This window comes from Bacteroides hominis (assembly GCF_033042785.2).
In the GTDB taxonomy this organism is placed as follows: domain Bacteria; phylum Bacteroidota; class Bacteroidia; order Bacteroidales; family Bacteroidaceae; genus Bacteroides; species Bacteroides hominis.
Genome location: NZ_CP178829.1, coordinates 752686 through 770918, shown reverse-complemented (window position 1 = coordinate 770918; position 18233 = coordinate 752686). Strand labels below are relative to the sequence as shown.

12 protein-coding genes are annotated in these 18233 nt (G+C 48.3%); 7 read left to right on the top strand and 5 right to left on the bottom strand.

The genetic code is table 11. The features are described from left to right. Positions 1 to 17 precede the first annotated feature (17 nt). Both R3O62_RS03710 and rpoN read right to left on the bottom strand, forming a co-directional pair. Positions 18 to 698: a hypothetical protein gene (locus R3O62_RS03710; RefSeq protein WP_005781968.1), complete on the bottom strand. Its 681-nt coding sequence runs from the start codon at positions 696 to 698 to the stop codon at positions 18 to 20. Between the two features lie 29 nt (positions 699 to 727). Next, a complete protein-coding gene (rpoN, locus tag R3O62_RS03705; RefSeq protein WP_005781969.1) occupies positions 728 to 2206 on the bottom strand; it encodes an RNA polymerase factor sigma-54 in 1479 nt (492 codons plus the stop codon). A 196-nt stretch (positions 2207 to 2402) separates the two neighbouring features. Here rpoN and R3O62_RS03700 point away from each other — a divergent pair, with 196 nt between their 5' ends. The 5 genes from R3O62_RS03700 to R3O62_RS03680 all read left to right on the top strand — a co-directional run bounded on the left by R3O62_RS03700 (position 2403) and on the right by R3O62_RS03680 (position 10837). Next, complete coding sequence (locus tag R3O62_RS03700; RefSeq protein WP_032539169.1) at positions 2403 to 3776, top strand: aminopeptidase P family protein; 1374 nt, start codon at positions 2403 to 2405, stop codon at positions 3774 to 3776. Between the two features lie 809 nt (positions 3777 to 4585). Continuing rightward, positions 4586 to 5047, top strand: a complete 462-nt coding sequence (locus R3O62_RS03695) for a hypothetical protein (protein ID WP_022012874.1) — start codon at positions 4586 to 4588, stop codon at positions 5045 to 5047. Between the two features lie 402 nt (positions 5048 to 5449). Further along, complete coding sequence (locus tag R3O62_RS03690) at positions 5450 to 7387, top strand: DUF3857 domain-containing protein (protein WP_317472880.1); 1938 nt, start codon at positions 5450 to 5452, stop codon at positions 7385 to 7387. A gap of 16 nt (positions 7388 to 7403) precedes the next feature. Further along, positions 7404 to 8984: a DUF3857 domain-containing protein gene (locus tag R3O62_RS03685; RefSeq protein WP_317472879.1), complete on the top strand. Its 1581-nt coding sequence runs from the start codon at positions 7404 to 7406 to the stop codon at positions 8982 to 8984. 26 nt (positions 8985 to 9010) lie between these two features. Continuing rightward, complete coding sequence (locus R3O62_RS03680) at positions 9011 to 10837, top strand: metallophosphoesterase (protein ID WP_317472878.1); 1827 nt, start codon at positions 9011 to 9013, stop codon at positions 10835 to 10837. 69 nt (positions 10838 to 10906) lie between these two features. On the opposite strand, the gene R3O62_RS03675 is transcribed toward R3O62_RS03680, so the two are convergent. Continuing rightward, complete coding sequence (locus tag R3O62_RS03675) at positions 10907 to 12460, bottom strand: sensor histidine kinase (RefSeq protein WP_005781981.1); 1554 nt, start codon at positions 12458 to 12460, stop codon at positions 10907 to 10909. Between the two features lie 233 nt (positions 12461 to 12693). Beyond that, the gene (locus R3O62_RS03670) at positions 12694 to 14367 is read right to left on the bottom strand and encodes a nucleoside kinase (RefSeq protein WP_005781983.1); all 1674 of its coding nucleotides are present in this window, start codon (positions 14365 to 14367) and stop codon (positions 12694 to 12696) included. 83 nt (positions 14368 to 14450) lie between these two features. On the opposite strand from R3O62_RS03670, the gene R3O62_RS03665 reads away from it, so the two are divergent. Then, positions 14451 to 16148, top strand: a complete 1698-nt coding sequence (locus R3O62_RS03665; protein WP_269110306.1) for a Na/Pi cotransporter family protein — start codon at positions 14451 to 14453, stop codon at positions 16146 to 16148. Between the two features lie 111 nt (positions 16149 to 16259). On the opposite strand, the gene rd is transcribed toward R3O62_RS03665, so the two are convergent. Then, positions 16260 to 16421: a rubredoxin gene (gene rd / locus R3O62_RS03660; protein ID WP_005781988.1), complete on the bottom strand. Its 162-nt coding sequence runs from the start codon at positions 16419 to 16421 to the stop codon at positions 16260 to 16262. Positions 16422 to 16554: 133 nt separating this feature from the next. Between rd and R3O62_RS03655 the strand changes: the two genes are divergently transcribed. Beyond that, positions 16555 to 18228, top strand: a complete 1674-nt coding sequence (locus R3O62_RS03655; RefSeq protein WP_032530778.1) for an ATP-binding protein — start codon at positions 16555 to 16557, stop codon at positions 18226 to 18228. The last annotated feature ends 5 nt before the right edge of the window (positions 18229 to 18233 follow it).

Here is an 18233-nt window from a genome sequence, read left to right as displayed (position 1 = left end):
TAGGATTGATACTATGTTTAAAATAAAAATATACGGAACAATACGTTGCTGAGCGGGTGGAGCACCAGCAGCGAGCAGACGAAACCGACGGTAAAGCCGGCAAGGACTTCGCCCAGCGTGTGATGTTGCAGGATGATGCGTGCCGAGCCTAATATCCCTGCTATGAGGATGAAGAGGCAGAGCCACCACACCGGGTTGTAGCTGAAGAGCGCACTGAACGAGACCAGTCCGCCTACGATACCGCCCATGCCTGCCATGTGTTCGCTCAGCTTCCACTTCAGGTTGACAAAGATGCAGATGACCAGCACGACCAGCGAGGCCAGTATGATGCCTGTCATATACCAGGGGATGTTCAGTTTGTGCATCATCATCAGGCAGAAGACGTAGGAGATGATGGTGAGCAGGATCGGCACATAGCGTTTCTTGCGGTCGCTCAGGTCCTGGCGGGCAAAGCCGTTCACTTTGCGGAACAGGAAGATGGTCATGGTAGGCATCAGGATGGTGAAGCAGTAGACAATGCCCAATACGATGAGCTTGTACTGCAACGGCATGATGCGCAGGTAAGAGAACAGGAACAATACGAGGAAGGCCAGAAAGGGGATAGAGAATGGAGTCAGTATTCCCGAAATGATTCTGGCCGTACGGATCAGTGTCCTGTCAGCTATGATATGTTGCTCTATCTTCTCTTCTTCAGCCATTGGGTTTTGTTCTTTTTGATTATGCTTTTTTATTTTCTCAGTCTCGCCACCGGGATGTTGAGTTGCTGGCGGTACTTGGCCACCGTCCGGCGTGCGATGGGGTATCCTTTTTCTTTCAGTATTTCGGCCAGTTCATCGTCGGTCAGCGGTTTCTTTTTGTCCTCGCCGTCGATGCATTCTTTGAGGATTTTCCGTATCTCACGTACTGACATCTCTTCGCCGTCTCCGGTGGTATATCCGTCGCTGAAGAAGAACTTCAGGGGATAAATGCCGTAGTTGGTCTGTACATATTTGCTGTTGCTCACGCGCGAGATGGTCGATATGTCGAGTCCCGTACGTTCGGCCACGTCTTTGAGGATCATCGGGCGGAGCAGCGACTCGTCGCCTTCGAGGAAGAAGGGGCGTTGCAGGTCGATGATGGCCTGCATGGTGGTCATCAGCGTATTCTGGCGTTGCTTCACCGCGTCGATGAAGCCTTGCGCGGCATCCATCTTCTGTTTGAGGAACATCATGGCCTCTTTCGATTCTTTGGACTGGTTGGCCTTGTTCTTCGTATGTTCCTCCACCATCTCGGTGAAGTCGCGGCTCATGCGCAGTTCCGGCAGGTTTCGGTTGTTGAGGCTGATGTTGATGGTTCCGTCGTCGTAGGTATCGACGATGAAGTCGGGGACGATCTGTTGCAGGTTCCGTCCGATGGCTTCACCCAATGACGCACCCGGGCGCGGGTTGAGCTTGGTGATCTCTTCGAGTGCCTTATAGAAGTACTCTTCGTCCAGTCCGAGCTTCCTGATGATCTTCTCCCAATGCTTCCGGGTGAATTCTTCGTAGCACTCGCTGATGATCTCTTCTTCGGTTGCTAACAGGGGGTCCGCGGTATGCGGTTGTTTTTTCCGGCGGATCTGGATCAGCAGGCATTCTTGCAGGCTGCGCGCGCCGAGGCCGGGAGGGTCGAAGTCCTGTACGATTTTCAGGGCTTGTTCCAGTTCTTCTTCCGTCGCGTTGATGCCGGCATAGATGGCCAGTTCGTCGCCGATGCTTTCGAGCGACTTGCGGAGCAGGCCGTCATCGTCCAGCGAACCGATCAGGTATTCTGCCAGTTCGCGCTGATGTTCGGTCAGGTCGCGTTCGCCCAGTTGCTCTCTCAGGATTTCGTAGAATGACGTGGCGTCCGAGAATGGGATCTCTTCCGCCTGCTCGCCTTTGGAGCGGTTGTTTTCCTGGAGTTTATAGTCGGGGATGTCATCTTCGGTCAGATAGTCGCTCAGAGAATCATAGTCCGTATCGCCTTCTGCTTCCCCTTCGGCGGTTTCGGCAGGGGTGGTTTCGTCGGAGGCGTTTTCTTCTTTGCCTTCTTCAAGGGCGGGATTCTCCAGCAGTTCGGCATGTACACGGTCTTCCAGTTCCACAGCCGGTAGCTCCAGTAGCTTCACTACCAGAATTTGCTGCGGTGAGAGCGTTTGTATCTGCTGCTGCGCCTGCGATTGTATCTGACGGGAACCTTGTGCCATACGTTGAATGCTTTACGTTTTTTTGTTTCTCGCTACAAAAGTAATGAATTGTTCGATATAGCGAAATGATTTATCCGATAAAAGGAGTTAAAGGAGGAAACGGGCGGAGAAGGCGGCGGAATTAAAGCTTTCCATCTTCTTTGCCAATTCATCCTTTGTTTATATCTTTGCCTTCATAACTTAAATACATACCATTATGTTCAGCAAAGAGACATATATGCAGCGCAGAGCCCTGCTGAAAAAAACATTAGGCTCCGGAGTATTGTTGTTTTTGGGTAACGACGAGTGCGGGTTGAACTACGAGGACAATACGTTCCGCTATCGTCAGGATTCCACCTTTCTTTATTACTTCGGCCTTTCGTTTGCCGGACTTTCTGCTATAATCGACATTGATGAAGATAAGGAAATTATATTTGGCGACGAGCTTACCATCGATCACATCGTGTGGATGGGTACACAGCCGACGCTGAAGGAGAAGAGCCAGCGGGTGGGAGTCAGCATCACCATGCCTTCGGCGGACATCATCGGCTATCTGCACAAGGCGGTGCAAAAGGGCCAGGCCATCCATTACCTGCCTCCTTACCGTGCCGAGCATAAGCTGAAACTGATGGACTGGCTGGGAGTGCCTCCCGCACGCCAGGAAGGGTCGGTGCCCTTTATCCGTGCGGTGATCGCACAGCGCAATTACAAGTCGGCCGAGGAGGTTGTCGAAATCGAGAAGGCTTGTGACATTACGGCGGATATGCACATCACGGCCATGAAGATATTGCGTCCCGGCATGCGCGAATGGGAGGTGTCGGCAGCCATGGAAGCGGTGGCACACGCCGCCGGAGGCGATCTTTCGTTCGCCACCATCGCTACGGTGAACGGACAGACACTTCACAACCACTATCATGGCAACACGGTGAAGCCGGGCGATCTGTTTCTGATCGATGCCGGTGCCGAGACGGAGATGGGATATGCCGGCGACATGTCGTCCACCATCCCTGCCGATAAGAAGTTCACGCAGCGGCAGCGCGAGGTTTACGAGATACAGAACGCCATGCATCTGGAGTCGGTGAAAGCACTCCGTCCGGGCATTCCTTATATGGATGTGTACGATTTGTCGGCACGCGTGATGGTCGAAGGCCTGAAAGGACTCGGACTGATGAAGGGAAATGCCGAAGACGCCGTACGTGAAGGTGCGCATGCCCTGTTCTATCCTCACGGATTAGGGCACATGATGGGGCTCGACGTGCACGATATGGAGAACCTGGGCGAACTCTGGGTGGGCTACAACGGACAGCCCAAGAGCACGCAGTTCGGCCGTAAGTCGCAGCGTCTCGCCATACCGTTGGAACCGGGCTTTGTACATACCGTTGAGCCGGGCATTTATTTCATCCCCGAGCTGATAGACCTGTGGAAGGGACAGAAGAAGTTTACCGACTTTATCAATTACGATAAAGTGGAGACGTACAAGGACTTCGGGGGCATTCGTAACGAAGAGGATTATCTGATTACGGAAACGGGGGCCCGCCGTTTAGGAAAGAAGATTCCGCTGACACCGGACGAGGTGGAAGCGCTAAGATAATTTTTTTTTTTCATTGTAGCATTGCTAAGATGTGAATCCAGGTGATGCACGTTTTATTTTATTTACTCGGATGAAAATCCGATTGTGATTTTAATTTGTGTTAATGTTGGGATTGTCCGGATGTGAATCCGGGCAATCTTTTTTTTGCCGGTTTTAAAAAAAAAGAAAGAAAAGAGTTGCTTTTCCGGCTCGAACAGGATACCTTTGTACGTGCTTTAATAACACATTTTTCATAGCCAGTAATATTGCTAAGATGTGAATCCAAGTAATTTACTTTTTATAGACTGGTTCAGATAGCGATCTGAGCATGACAATAGATTTAAATTAATATTGCAGATTGCCCGGATGCGAATCCGGGCAATCTTTTTTTGGCCGGTTCTTAAAAAAAGAAGGAAAAGAGTTGCTTTTCCGGTTTGAATAAAATACCTTTGTTAAAGATTTAAGGAATCTGTTTACTACAAATAAAAACGATTGTTGAAACAGCGGTTCGTCGTTTGAGAAAAAGAAACAGATAACAGTTTTACATATTAATAGCAGATATAGTTTAATTTTTTTTTTTTTCATAATATTACCGCTACTAAGATGTGAATCCAAGTGACGGATTTTAAGTTTTAAGATTTAATTTGAACCTTCTTCAAATTAATGATTTTGTTATTTGTCGATTGCCTGGATGTGAATCCGGGCAATCCTCTTTTTTAGCCGGTTCTTAAAAAAAACAAAGAAAAGAATTGCTTTTTTAAATTTAACTAAATACCTTTGGAGGACATTAAATAATTTTCCATTAACAACCTTTCTAAAATCTTAAAATCATGGGTGGACTATACTATAACTTGGCGTTACGAAATAGTGATGTAGGAAATAAAGATTCTGAAAAACTATATTATTGTGTCTTGAAGAACAGGGGTATGGTGGATCAGGAAACATTCGTCAATTATCTGAGCCAGATTTCCGGGGTTCAAGACGCCTTATGCCTGGCGGTCGTTTCTAAGTTGGGGGCGGCGATTACCAATTTTCTGCAAGACGGGCAGAGCGTGGATATTCCACATTTGGGAATTTTCAATCTGACAGCAAACAGCACGGGAGTAAAAACACTTGATGAGGCAAAAGCTTCGCAGATAAAGTCTATCAATCTGCGCTTTTCTTCTAAGGAAGAAGCTGACTTGGCATTAAGCCGATGCACGCTGACCCGGAGTGTTTTGATGACCAATACAAATGATGTAATTAAAGAAAAGGATCCAAACGGTGAAATCGTGGACGATCCCACTGCGTAATCAGTATAAAATATTTCACATGTAACTTTGGATAAGCCGCTGGGAACAGCGGCTTTTTTATTACAAATAAGGTTTTTCTCGTATGAGGCTGAGAAATCTCGATATATCGTCGTCACGATCTCAAAGAGATGTCGTCTCGACGACGAAAAATTGAGATCGTGATCTCAATTTTTCGGGGTCAAAACACCTCTTTTTTGTTTTTAGTAATATAAATTTATAACATCCTTTTCTCGGTTTTAGTATTAAAAACTAACAGATGTAAAGCGCTCTTTCTACCGTCCGATACTTTATTTTCAAATACTTCTCCTGATACCTTTTGTTTTTATCCATCGATGTACTACTTTTGTCTGTTGCAGACAGAAAATAATGAAAACCATTCACAAATTATTCAATTCATAAACTATGCGTAAAATAAGCAATGTCCTCTGGGCAGCTTCATGTTGTACCTTCTCGCTGCTGATGTGCCTCCCGGCTGCCGGGCAGGATGCATGGAGCCAGGCAGACTGCGTGACCCTGCTGGACAGTACCGCGGTGACTGTACAGCCCAATGGCTCAGGTAGTTTCGCTGTGTACCGGTCCTTTAGAGTGCAGACCCCCAAAGGGGCAGTAAACAATCATGTGATCAAGTATGATTACGATCCGCTGACGGCGTTTGCCCGTTTCAAGCAGGTCACCTTGCAACGTGCCAATGGCGAAACAGTGCAGGTGGACGTAACGAAAACCTGCGATTATGCCGCTCCTGCACGGGCTATCTACTGGGGAGCCCGCCAGATTATGATCGAACTCGGAAGCCTGGAACCGGGCGATACCGTCTCTTACGAAATCAGTAAAAAAGGATTCACTTATGCCCTGCTGGCCGGGGGAGAGGACGATGACACGCGATTCATCCCGCCCATGCGGGGACAGTTCTATGACATCGTCCCCTTCTGGGTGAACCAGCCTACGCGGCGCAAAGTGTACACCGTCAGTATGCCGATGGAGAAGGAACTCCAGTTTCAGTTCTATAACGGGGCCTGCGCCTCGTCGATGCGTTATGAAGACGGACGCAAGGTGTATACCTTTGCCAAGAACGAGGTGCTCCCTTTCGGGCGTGAACCGAACATGGTCGATCTTTTTGATGAAGCTCCGAAGCTGATGATGTCTTCCACGCCGAGATGGGAAGATAAATCGCTCTGGTTTCATGACCTGAACGAGGCATACGGCAGTTTCGACGCCCTGCCCGAAGCGCAGCAGAAGGTGAACGAACTCATAAAAGGTAAAAAGACGGAGATGGAAAAGATCGCCGTGCTGACCCATTGGGTGGCCGACAATATCCGCTACGCCGGTATCAGCATGGGCGAGGGGGAGGGCTTTACGCTTCACAATACGAAGATGAACTACACCGACCGTTGCGGCGTATGCAAGGATATTGCCGGCACGCTGATCTCCTTCCTGCGTATGGCAGGTTTCGAGGCTTATCCGGCGATGACGATGGCGGGAAGCCGCATCGAGAGCATTCCGGCCGATCATTTCAACCATTGCGTGGCAGTGGTGAAGTTGGCGAATGGGATGTATATCCCTCTCGATCCTACCTGGGTGCCGTTCTGCCGCGAGCTGTGGAGCAGCGCCGAACAGCAACAGAACTATCTGCCGGGCATTCCGGGAGGTTCCGATTTGTGCCTGACTCCCGTGTCGGCTCCCGAAAACCATTATGTGCGCATCGTCGCCGAAAATAAACTGGACGCGAAGGGAACGCTGCGGGGCACGTTCTCGATCACTGCCGAGGGACAGTCGGACAGCAGCATCCGCCGCATCTTCACCCAAGGATGGCAGACCGAATGGCAAAGCACGATGGAAAGCCAGTTGCTCAGTGTTTCCCCCCGGGCCCGCATGTTGAAAGTAGATTACGGAAGTGCGCCGAAAGATTATCAGGCGGGACCTATCCGCATCACGTTCCGTTACGAGATCCCCGATTATGCGCTTGCGGGCGACGGCGAACTGTTGCTGAAACCGATGGTGATGAACAATCTCTATACCAGTGTTCTCTCGTTCCTGCGCATCGACACCGATTTGGAAACCCGCCGGTATGGCTTCCGTGACGCTTGTTCACGTCTGGTGGAGCTGGACGAGGTGATTACTTTACCCCGGGGATACCGCTTGGCGGGACAGTCGCGGAGCGAACAGAGGACCAGTCCGGCAGCCGACTTTGAGGGGTCGTTGCGGCAGGATGGCAACAAGCTGGTGCTGAAGCAGAAACTTGCCCTGAAGAAGCGCATATACCGGGCTGCCGACTGGGAAGGATTCCGTTCGGCGGTGAATGCCTACAAGAGCTTTGCGGATTATTTGATTGTTAAACCTTAAAAAAGATTGCCGTCACATGACAAAAATACATACCCTTCTGCTCCTTTGCCTGTTTGCGCTGGTTCTTCCGGTCGCCGGTCAGGAAGCGGAATTCAAGAAAATAAAAGAAAGCTGGACGCTGCGGGCCGACGGTTCGCAGGTCTATCATCACATGAAAGCCCTGACACTGTATACCCATACAGCCATGAACCGCACCTATGGTGAGTCGTTCATTACGTACGATCCCCGTTATCAGACCTTGGAGATCCACGAATCGTATACCCGGCAGAAAGACGGGAACATCGTGAAGACACCCGATAATGCTTTTGTCGAAGTTCTTCCTGCGGCGGCAGCCAATGCCCCGGCATTCAACGCTCTGCGGGAGATGGTAGTGGTGCACACCGGGCTGGAATTAGGTGCTACCGTTTATCTGGATTACTCCATCACGAGCAAGCCCGGATATCTGCCGGAAATCAACGTCTGCCGTCAGTTGGAACAGTCTTCTCCGGTGAAAGAGTACGAAATCAGCATTACCGTTCCCCAAGGACAACGGCTGGAATATGCACTCGACAACCTGAAGTCGAAACCTCTCGTCACCGAGAAAGAAGGCATGAAGCAGGTCAGCTGGGTACTGAAAAACCTCCCTGCCCTCAGCCGCGAACCGCAAGTGTCGGTGATCGGCGGTGAGCTGCCTTTGCTGACCGCTACGACGGAACAGAAACCGATGGCGTTCCTCTCCGCACAGTGGGAGCGGGAGGCGGATGCCCGGCTTCGCACCCTTGCCGGAAAACTGACTGCCGGCGCGAAGAGCGATGAAGAGAAAGTGAAAGCCTTACACAGCTACGTGATCGACAATCTTTATTACTCACCTCTCCCGTTGAGCGAAACCGCTTATCGCATCCGTCCCACTGCCGAGGTGCTCCGTTCGGCCTACGCCACCGAGGCCGAGAAAGCGAATCTGCTGGCTGCGCTCCTGAGGGCTGCCAGCCTGAAAGCCGAGATCGGGGCGGTCTGCGTTCCGTCCGCGAACACCGCATCTTTGGGGATGGGCAGTATCCGCGAACTGTTTGTGTGGACCGAAGCCGGAGGCAGGCAGCAAGCCCTATCCCTGAAAGGCAAAACCCCCTCTGCCGTCTCTTGGCAGAAAGATTATGCCTACGTGGCCATGCTGACACAGCCGTTTGAACTGAATCTTCCGTCCGCCATTCTCAATAAGGAATATACCTTGCAGCCCGATAAGGCGAAAGCCAAAGACGGATATCTGGTCTTCACACTCCCGGCAGAGCGGGGAAGCCTCGCCAATTCTCAGTATGTCCGCTATAACAGCAGGCGCACCTCCAACCTTTTGTTGCCCGGAGCGGCGGACGAGACTTTCACCTATCTGGCAGAGACTCCCGAGGGCATGCGGCTGGCTACTCCGGCGATGGAGAAGAAGATAGACAACGCCGTAGGCACGCTAATCATTTCCATCCTCCCCGAAGGCGGACAGACGCGGGTGGTCCGGAGCCTGAAACTGAAAAAACAAATGATCCGTCCGGCCGATTATGCCGCTTTCCGTCAGCTGATGATAGAGTATGGGGCGGTGGACGGACGGACACTCGTGTATAAAAGCAAATAAATAAAACCCGATAAACAAACAGACCCATGAAAAAACTTGTATTACTCTTATTCTCTGCACTCTTTGTGCTGTCGGCCCAGGCCGGGGATGTCCTGCGGCTGATGACCTACAACGTCCGCAATGCCAGAGGCATGGACAATAGCTGCAACTACCAGCGCGTGGCCAATGTGATCAACAATGCCTGTCCGGATGTCGTTGCTGTTCAGGAACTGGACAGCATGACCGCCCGGAGCAATGGGACGGATGTCCTCCGGGAACTGGCGGAACGCACTCAGCTGCATCCCTACTTCGCTCCTGCCATCGATTATGACGGGGGAAAATACGGAATCGGCCTGCTCGCGAAAGAAGCCCCGTTGCGCCTGCAAACCTTTGCTTTGCCGGGACGTGAAGAGGCGCGGACGCTGATTGTTGCCGAGTTTCCCGAATACATCTTTGGCTGCACACATCTCTCTCTGACGGAAGAAGACCGGATGAAGTCGCTCGAGATCCTGAAATCGGTTGCCGTTTCTGCCGAAAAGCCCTTCTTCCTTGCCGGCGACTTCAATTCCGATGCCGGTTCCGGTTTCATCAAAGAACTGAAGAATACCTTCCAGGTACTTTCCAACCCCAAGCAACCTACTTATCCCGCTTCCGAACCGAAGGAGACGTTGGATTACTTGATTGCGCTTAAACAGGAAAAACCTACTTTCGTTGTTAATTCCGCCCGGGTTATCGACGAACCGTTGGCGTCCGATCACCGCCCGTTGTTAGTGGAAGTGCGGATGGCAGTGCCCGAAGACCGCATCTGCCGCACCAAACCCTATCTGCAAAACCCCGTCGGGGGCGGAATCACCGTAATGTGGCAAACCAACGTGCCGGCTTATTGCTGGGTGGAATATGGCACAGACCCCTCAAACCTGAAGCGGGCACGTACTCTTCTCGACGGGCAAGTCGTTTGCGGCAATACTCTCCATAAGATTCGCCTCGACAGTTTGCAACCCGGACAGAAGTATTACTATCGGGCTTGTTCGCAGGAGATTCTGCTTTACCAGGCTTACAAAAAAGTATTTGGTAATACTGCCCGTACAGAGCTTAAAGAATTTACCTTGCCGGCCGATGGTGGAGACAGCTTCACGGCCGTCGTTTTCAATGACCTGCACAAGCAGTCAAAAACCTTTCAGGCGTTGTGCAGCCAGATCAAGGGGGTGGACTATGATTTCGTAGTCTTCAACGGTGATTGCGTGGACGATCCCGCCAACCACGATCAGGCAACGGCCTTCATCAGCGAACTGACCGAAGGAGTGGAGGGCGACCGCGTTCCTGTTTTCTTCATGCGGGGCAACCATGAAATCCGGAATGCGTATTCGGTCGGGCTGCACAGCCTGTTCGACTATGTGGGCGATAAGACTTACGGAGCCTTCAACTGGGGAGACACGCGCATCGTAATGCTCGACTGCGGTGAAGATAAACTCGACGACCATTGGGTCTATTACGGATTGAACGACTTTACGAAGTTGCGTAATGACCAGGTGGGATTCCTCAAGAAAGAACTCGCTTCCAAAGAGTTCAGGAAGGCCGGCAAGCGGATTCTGATTCATCACATCCCGCTTTATGGGAATGATTACGAGAACCTGTGTTCGGGACTTTGGGGGAAACTCCTGGAGAAAGCTCCCTTCAATGTCTGTCTGAATGCGCATACACATGAGTACGCTTATCACCCCAAAGGCAGTCTTGGCAATAACTTCCCGGTCATTATCGGCGGTGGTTATAGCATGAAAAGCGCAACGGTGATGGTGATCGAGAAAAAGAAAGATGTGCTTAAAGTGAAGGTACTCAACACCCAAGGAGAAGTGTTGCTGGAACTTACAGTTTAATGACAGGCTCCGATTCGATAGGCGTAAAAACAACAGAGGGCTGCATCAAAAGCCCTCTGTTGTTTTTTATTATGTGTGCAGCTCGAGTACGAACCGGCTTCCTTTAGTGTAGCTTGTGTCCAATGTCAGGCTTCCGTTCATCTTGGTAGCTATCAGGGCACAGATAGGCAGTCCCAGTCCGTCTCCTTCCGTCAGGTCTTTAATCTCCGTGAAAGGTTTGAACAGGTTCTCTTGTTTTTCGGCAGGAATACCCGTGCCGGTATCCGAGATGATGAACTGATGTGTATGCGCGCCTCTCTTCTTGAAGTCGAGGAAGATCTTTCCACTTTCGGTATATTCCGCTGCGTTCTTCAGTAGGTGAATCAGTATCCGTTCCAATTGTTCCGGGTTGGTCTTGATCTGGAGTTTGGCGGCATTCACTACGGTCGACACTTCAGGTTGCACCAGCTCTTTCACCTTATCCATGGTAGCTTCGCAGAAAGTATTTACGTTGATCTCCTTCATCTCGTAAGGCTCGGTCAGGGAGTTCTCCAATGTAGAAAGCTCCTGTATGTCGTTACTGAACTTCTTCAGGGCGGCTACCTGTCCCTGCATCTGTTGTGCCTGTTGAGGCGCCTTGCCCGATAGTTCGGCAGCAGAAGCGGCCAGTGTATCCAGCGTTGGTTCCATTTGTGCGGAGATGTTCTGGATGAACTTTGTTTTCAGTTCGTTGTGTTCATTGGCTATCTGTACGCTCTTCTTCAGTTTGCGGTTTCCGGCAATGAAGCGGAGCAGCACGATGGCAACGAAGATCAGTCCGGCTATCAGGATGACGACAAGCGTACATAGCCCGACAATCATATACTGTTTTCCGGACAGCGTATCGTCTTTTTCCTGAATAATCTGCTGGCTTTCGTCATATTTGCGTTTCAACACGTTCAGTTCATCTTGTGCTGTCAGCGCTTTCACCGAGTCGGTCCAGACAATGAAGTTCTCATACGTGCGGGCCACTAAGGAGGCATTGTTTGACTTACGGCCGATGGCAATCAGGTTCTTATAGCATTCGTTTACCTTTTCGTAGTTCTTCTGGGCTTTATATTGATTGATCAATTTCCGGAAGCAGGCGTCCCCTTGTGCGTTTTGGCCGAAAGTGTAGTAATAGTTTGCCTGCGTGTACAAGAGGTTCTCACTTAGCGAATCGTTCTTTGCCTGGCCGGCGGTTTCCGCCAGTTTGTCCAACTGTGCTTTGGCTTGTGCGGCATTCTTCAGCCCGATATACATTTGTAATCTCTCTTTGGTGATTTGAAAGCGCAACGGATAGAATTGTTTCTGCTCCTTTTGTTCGCCCGCCCAGACTAACTGTTCCATTCCCCTGCAGAGGTCGAATGCTTCTTTATAATAATTCTCACGATGGTAAAGAGCAGCTCCCTGAATTCCACATTCCACGGCTTTCGGATAGTTTTCTTGTGCCGCGAAGGCGCCATAGGCTTGGATGAAAAGATAACGCGCTTTGGTATATTCTTTTTGTTCCAGACTGCTTTGCGCTTGTTTCATCAGTTCATTTGCTCTGTTTTGTGTGCCTTGTGCATCGACGATTGTGCTAAAACAAACGAGGATGGTCAGGATTAAAGTCGATATTTTCATACGATATGGTTTTAAACAGTGACAAAGTTAAAAAATCTTTGTAAGAACCTCTCACTTACCCCTTTTATTTTTCATTTCTTCCTCAATTCTTCCTCTGAGAGTTATGACAGGCATTGCCGGCTGATGGGGTGGTGGATAGTATTTGATAATTCAAGCATAGATTTTACAAATATTGCTCTCTTCCGGAGTTTTATTTGTAAAGTCTATGTCTGAAAAGATTGGGATGTGTCTTTTTAATATTTGAAGCTGCTTCCTCCCAGGAACTCTCTAAGAAGTGAGGTCGGAGGAATCTCCTTATCCTGTACCGGAGTGAAATATTTGATAAACTTCAGCAACCGGTATGCTTCGGCATATTCCGGGCAGTTACGTGGCACGCTGGTTAAGATAGGTTCGGCATGGCAGCGGAGCACGGCAAATTCAAATAACAGGGCAGAGTTGAACATCACGTCGGCATTCTCCTGGTAGGGGAAAATCCACTTGTCTTCTCCGGCACGCACGCTGGGCCAGCGCGAAATGGTTTCCTGCGCAGAATAGCCACGATAGTTGAAGTCACGGATAATGCGGCGTAAAAGCCGGTTGTCCGTGGTCGGAATCCAGTTATGGTCGTCCAGGGAGATGGTTGTCAGAGCAGATACATAGATTTTATATTTACTCTCTGCCGGGATTTGCGGGGTGAGCTCCGGGTTCAGGGCATGAATCCCTTCAAGAATCAATACCGTATGTTCGTCAATCCGCAGTTTGTCACCTTTATATTCTTTCTTTCCCAGCATGAAGTTGTAGCGGGGCAGTTCTACTTCCTCACCACGCAGCAGAGCTTGCAGTTGCGCGTTGAATAATTCCAGGTCGAGGGCATAGAGCGATTCATAATCATAATTGCCGTTTTCATCCAATGGGGTTTCTTCCCGGTCTACAAAGTAGTTGTCCAGTGAGATGGGATAGGGCTTTAGCCCGTTTGTCATCAGCTGGATGGAGAGCCGCTTGCTGAAGGTGGTTTTGCCGGATGATGACGGTCCGGAGATCAATACCAGTTTTACACGGTTCCCGTTTTCTCCCCGGTGGAAGATGCTGTCGGCTATTTGTGCTATTTTCTTTTCCTGCAATGCTTCTGCCACATTTATCAGGTCGGTGGCATGTCCTTCTTCGCAGGCTATGTTGAAATCTCCCACATTGTTCAGCCCCATAATGTAGTTCCAGCGCAAATGCTCTTTGAAGACATCGAGCATCTTCTCTTGTTTCACTACCTCTTCCAGTACAGTCGGGTTTTCTTTGTTGGGAATACGCAGCAACAGTCCGTCATAATACTTAACGAGGTCGAACAGATGAATAAATCCCGTACTTGGGAGCAAATTACCATAATAATAGTCCGCAGTGCCACCCAAAGTATAATAATAGGTATAGATGGAACCGGAGGACTCAAGCAATTTCACTTTATCATTCATGCCCCGCTCGCTGAACACGCGTACGGCTTCGGTGGTGTGGCATTCGATACGGTGGTAAGTGATATTCTCCGTAATGATTTCCTGCATGCGTTTCTTTATTTGCGACACATCCTCCAGAGTGATGGCCCGGCCGATGCGCAAATTGCAGAAGTATCCCTTGGATACGGGGTGCTCTACAAAAAGTTTGCCATTCGGAAAGAGTTCGCTGACTGCCTTGTAGAGTACAAAACAAAGAGAACGTACATATGTGCGCATCCCCGAAGAATCTCTTACATCCAGAAACTCTACATCCTTATTATTATATACACGAAAGTTGAGTCCTTCAGAACGATTATTTACTTTAGCACTGACTACCTGATAAGGAAAATTAAGATTGAAACCGTAATAAATATCCAAAAGTGAGCTTCCAATAGGGAATTCTTTAGAAATATTATTATTTTTGCAATATATTTGTAACATCTGTTTCATTTCACGTCGTTTAGGGGTGAATAGTACGGATAAATATATCACATAATTGCTAAGAAGACAAACAACCACTAAAATAATTATAGATGGAATATTCTTTTTATGATTTTTTAAAGCTCATTGGCTCATTAGGACTTTTTCTTTATGGAATGAAAATCATGAGCGAGGGCTTACAGAAAGTCGCAGGTGACAGATTGCGAGGAATCCTGACAGCAATGACCACGAACCGGGTAACGGGAGTTTTAACAGGAGTATTGATCACCGCCCTTATCCAGTCTTCTTCGGCAACGACGGTGATGGTGGTCAGTTTTGTAAATGCCGGTTTGCTGACTTTGGCCGAGTCCATTAGTGTGATAATGGGTGCCAATATCGGTACGACAATCACCGCCTGGATCATTTCCATTTTTGGGTTTAAAGTTGATATGGCTGCTTTTGCCCTCCCTCTTTTAGCCATTGCCCTTCCCCTTATTTTTTCCGGTAAAAGTAACCGTAAGTCTGTCGGTGAATTCATTTTTGGTTTTTCTTTCCTCTTTATGGGGCTTTCGTATCTTAAAGCAAACGCGCCCGACCTGAATGCCAATCCGGAAATGCTTGCTTTCGTGCAAAACTATACCGATATGGGATTCTTCTCCGTTCTGCTCTTTCTATTTATCGGTACTATTCTCACAATGATCGTGCAGGCGTCTGCCGCAACGATGGCTATCACTTTAATTATGTGCGCCAACGGATGGATCAGCCTGGAGCTTGGTGCTGCATTGGTGCTGGGTGAGAATATCGGAACCACGATTACAGCAAACCTGGCTGCCTTGACAGCCAATTCGCAAGCGAAGCGAGCTGCTTTGGCCCATTTCGTTTTCAACGTTTTCGGTGTGATTTGGGTATTGATTATTTTTCATCCCTTTATGGTATTTGTCAATTGGGTGGTGGATACCTTCTTCCATCCGGGAAGTGCCGAGGTAGCCATCTCTTATAAGTTGTCTGCTTTCCACTCTATCTTTAATATATGTAACGTCTGCCTGCTGATTTGGGGAGTGAAACTGATTGAACGTACCGTGTGTGCCATTATTCGTCCGAAAGAAGAAGACGAAGAGCCGCGTTTGCGTTTCATTACCGGTGGCATGCTTTCCACGGCCGAACTTTCGATACTTCAGGCCCGCAAGGAAATCCATTTGTTCTCCGAACGTATTCACCGTATGTTCGGCATGGTGCAGGATCTGCTGCATACGGAGAAAGATGACGACTTCAATAAATTATTCAGCCGGATTGAAAAGTATGAGAATATCAGCGATAACATGGAGCTGGAGATAGCCAATTACCTGAATCAAGTGTCCGAGGGACGATTAAGTTCGGAAAGTAAGCTCCAGATACGTGCCATGCTCCGTGAGGTAACCGAGATTGAAAGCATCGGCGACAGTTGTTATAACCTGGCACGTACCATCACCCGGAAGCGACAGACAAATCAGGATTTTACAGAGAAGCAGTATGAACACATTCACTTCATGATGAAGCTGACGAACGATGCCCTGTCACAAATGATTGTCGTGGTTGAGAAACCCGAGCATCAGAGTATCGATGTCAATAAGTCGTTCAATATTGAAAATGAAATAAATAACTATCGTAATCAACTGAAGAATCAGAACATTCTGGATGTGAACAATAAAGAATATGATTATCAGATGGGTGTTTATTATATGGATATTATTGCCGAATGCGAGAAGCTTGGTGACTATGTGGTAAATGTAGTGGAAGCAAGCAGTGACGTAAAGGAAAAGAAAGCATCTTAACAGGTCGATGAACCGTGAACGATGAACGATAAATGATGAATAAAGTGTGATTGGTACACTTACGGTTCATCGTTTATCGTTCATCGTTCAAAAACGTCCGTTGTTTATAAGTTATCCATTATACGGTTCGAAATCTTCTTTCCCAACTCCACAAAGGGGGCATACCCAATCATCAGGGATATCTTCAAACTGTGTTCCTGGTTCGATTCCGCTTTCCGGATCACCTGTCTCCGGATCGTAAATATAATCACAAACGGTGCAAATGTACTTCATGTCGTCTCTTTTTTTAAAGTTTATGCAAATATAACAAAAGGATCGGATATATTGTTCACTTATTTTTTCTTTTTGGTTAATAAAACACTACCTTTGCCATAACAACAAAGCATTAATCAAGCAGTTATAAATTATGATGTGGCAGATTGTATTAATAGGGGTATGTGTCTCTTTTCTGGGAGCATTTCTGTGGGAAAGAAGAAAACGTAAGTTTATGCAATCTGCATCAGACCGGAAACTGGAGAATGTAAATCGCTTGTTTGATGCTATCCTAACGCATATTCATGCTTATGTCCTTGTTATCGATTCTGATTTTAAAGTCCTGAAAACAAATTATTATGATTTGACTCACCTCAATCCTGATGGTAAAGAAAAGCGCGTCGGTGATTTATTGCAATGTCAGAATGCATTGTCTGCCAAGGGAGGATGCGGAACCCATGCTTTTTGTCAGGAATGTCCTGTAAGAGGGGCTATCGGGGCTGCTTTTCGTCAGAAGAGCGAGTTTACCGATCTGCAGTCTTCACTGAATATTGCCATAGGCGAAGATGAATTTATAAAGTGCAACGTAATGATTTCGGGAGTTTTTATGACTCTGGATGGTGAAGACCGTATGGTACTGACGGTGCATGACATCACTTCCATCAAACATACGGAAGAGGCGCTGGCCGAGGCTAAGGAGAAAGCCGAAAACGCCGATCGTTCCAAGTCAGCCTTCCTTGCCAACATGAGCCATGAGATCCGTACTCCATTGAATGCCATCGTTGGTTTCTCCGAACTGCTGGCTGCTGCCACCGAGGAAAAGGAAAAGCAGAAATATCTGGAAATACTCCATACGAATAGTGAACTCCTATTGCAATTGGTGAATGACATTCTCGATTTATCGAAGATTGAGGCTGGTACATTAGAGTTTGTGTATTCCGACGTAGACATCAACCTGCTGCTGGCCGATCTGGAACAGTTGTTCCACATGAAGATCGGTTATGATTCGCCTGTACAGATAATTACCGAGGCCGGATTACCCTCATGCATGGTTCATTCCGACCGGAACCGTATCGCCCAGGTTGTATCCAATTTTGTTTCTAATGCAATCAAGTTTACCACAGAAGGCAGCATTCGTATCGGATATAAGCCTTGCGAGAATGGACTTCGGTTTTATGTCACCGATACTGGTTCGGGCATTTCAGCAGATAAGCTGGGAGGTGTATTCGACCGTTTCGTACGTCTGCAGAGTGATAAAAACGGCACCGGGCTGGGACTTTCCATCTGTAAGACGATTGTGAATAAACTGGGTGGGGAAATCGGAGCTGAATCGGTGGTAGGCCAGGGGAGTACTTTCTGGTTTACCTTGCCCGAACATTCGGATATCAAACCTAAGGTAATTATTGAAAAAGAACAGGAGAGACCGTCTTCTGTTGTGTCGGTTCCTGCCGCGGGGGTAAACGGTGATAAGAAACTGACAGTATTGGTGGCAGAAGATATGGAAGATAATTATCGCCTTTGTGAAGCCATCCTTGCTTCCCGTTACGAACTCTATTGGGCACATAATGGTGAAGAAGCCATTTCCCTTTTCCTGAAAAACCAGCCCGATATCATCTTGATGGATATTCGTATGCCCGAGGTGAACGGTTATGAAGCTACGGAGGCTATCCGGCAAATGTCGGCTACTGTGCCTATCATTGCTCTCACAGCCTTTGCTTACGAAGAAGACCGCCAAAAGATTATGCAGAGTGGCTTTACCGATTTCCTGACGAAGCCTATTTCATCGAGAATCTTGTTGGGAAAACTGGAATCCTTAAAAAAGATTTAAGAAAC

Excerpts from the sequence above, each read along its gene's own strand:
- rpoN (WP_005781969.1), bottom strand. The coding sequence starts at position 2,206 with ATGGCACAAGGTTCCCGTCAGATACAATCGCAGGCGCAGCAGCAGATA.
- R3O62_RS03695 (WP_022012874.1), top strand. The coding sequence starts at position 4,586 with ATGGGTGGACTATACTATAACTTGGCGTTACGAAATAGTGATGTAGGA.
- R3O62_RS03655 (WP_032530778.1), top strand. The coding sequence starts at position 16,555 with ATGATGTGGCAGATTGTATTAATAGGGGTATGTGTCTCTTTTCTGGGA.
- R3O62_RS03710 (WP_005781968.1), bottom strand. The coding sequence starts at position 698 with ATGGCTGAAGAAGAGAAGATAGAGCAACATATCATAGCTGACAGGACA.
- R3O62_RS03665 (WP_269110306.1), top strand. The coding sequence starts at position 14,451 with ATGGAATATTCTTTTTATGATTTTTTAAAGCTCATTGGCTCATTAGGA.
- R3O62_RS03670 (WP_005781983.1), bottom strand. The coding sequence starts at position 14,367 with ATGAAACAGATGTTACAAATATATTGCAAAAATAATAATATTTCTAAA.
- R3O62_RS03690 (WP_317472880.1), top strand. The coding sequence starts at position 5,450 with ATGCGTAAAATAAGCAATGTCCTCTGGGCAGCTTCATGTTGTACCTTC.
- R3O62_RS03680 (WP_317472878.1), top strand. The coding sequence starts at position 9,011 with ATGAAAAAACTTGTATTACTCTTATTCTCTGCACTCTTTGTGCTGTCG.
- rd (WP_005781988.1), bottom strand. The coding sequence starts at position 16,421 with ATGAAGTACATTTGCACCGTTTGTGATTATATTTACGATCCGGAGACA.
- R3O62_RS03685 (WP_317472879.1), top strand. The coding sequence starts at position 7,404 with ATGACAAAAATACATACCCTTCTGCTCCTTTGCCTGTTTGCGCTGGTT.
- R3O62_RS03700 (WP_032539169.1), top strand. The coding sequence starts at position 2,403 with ATGTTCAGCAAAGAGACATATATGCAGCGCAGAGCCCTGCTGAAAAAA.
- R3O62_RS03675 (WP_005781981.1), bottom strand. The coding sequence starts at position 12,460 with ATGAAAATATCGACTTTAATCCTGACCATCCTCGTTTGTTTTAGCACA.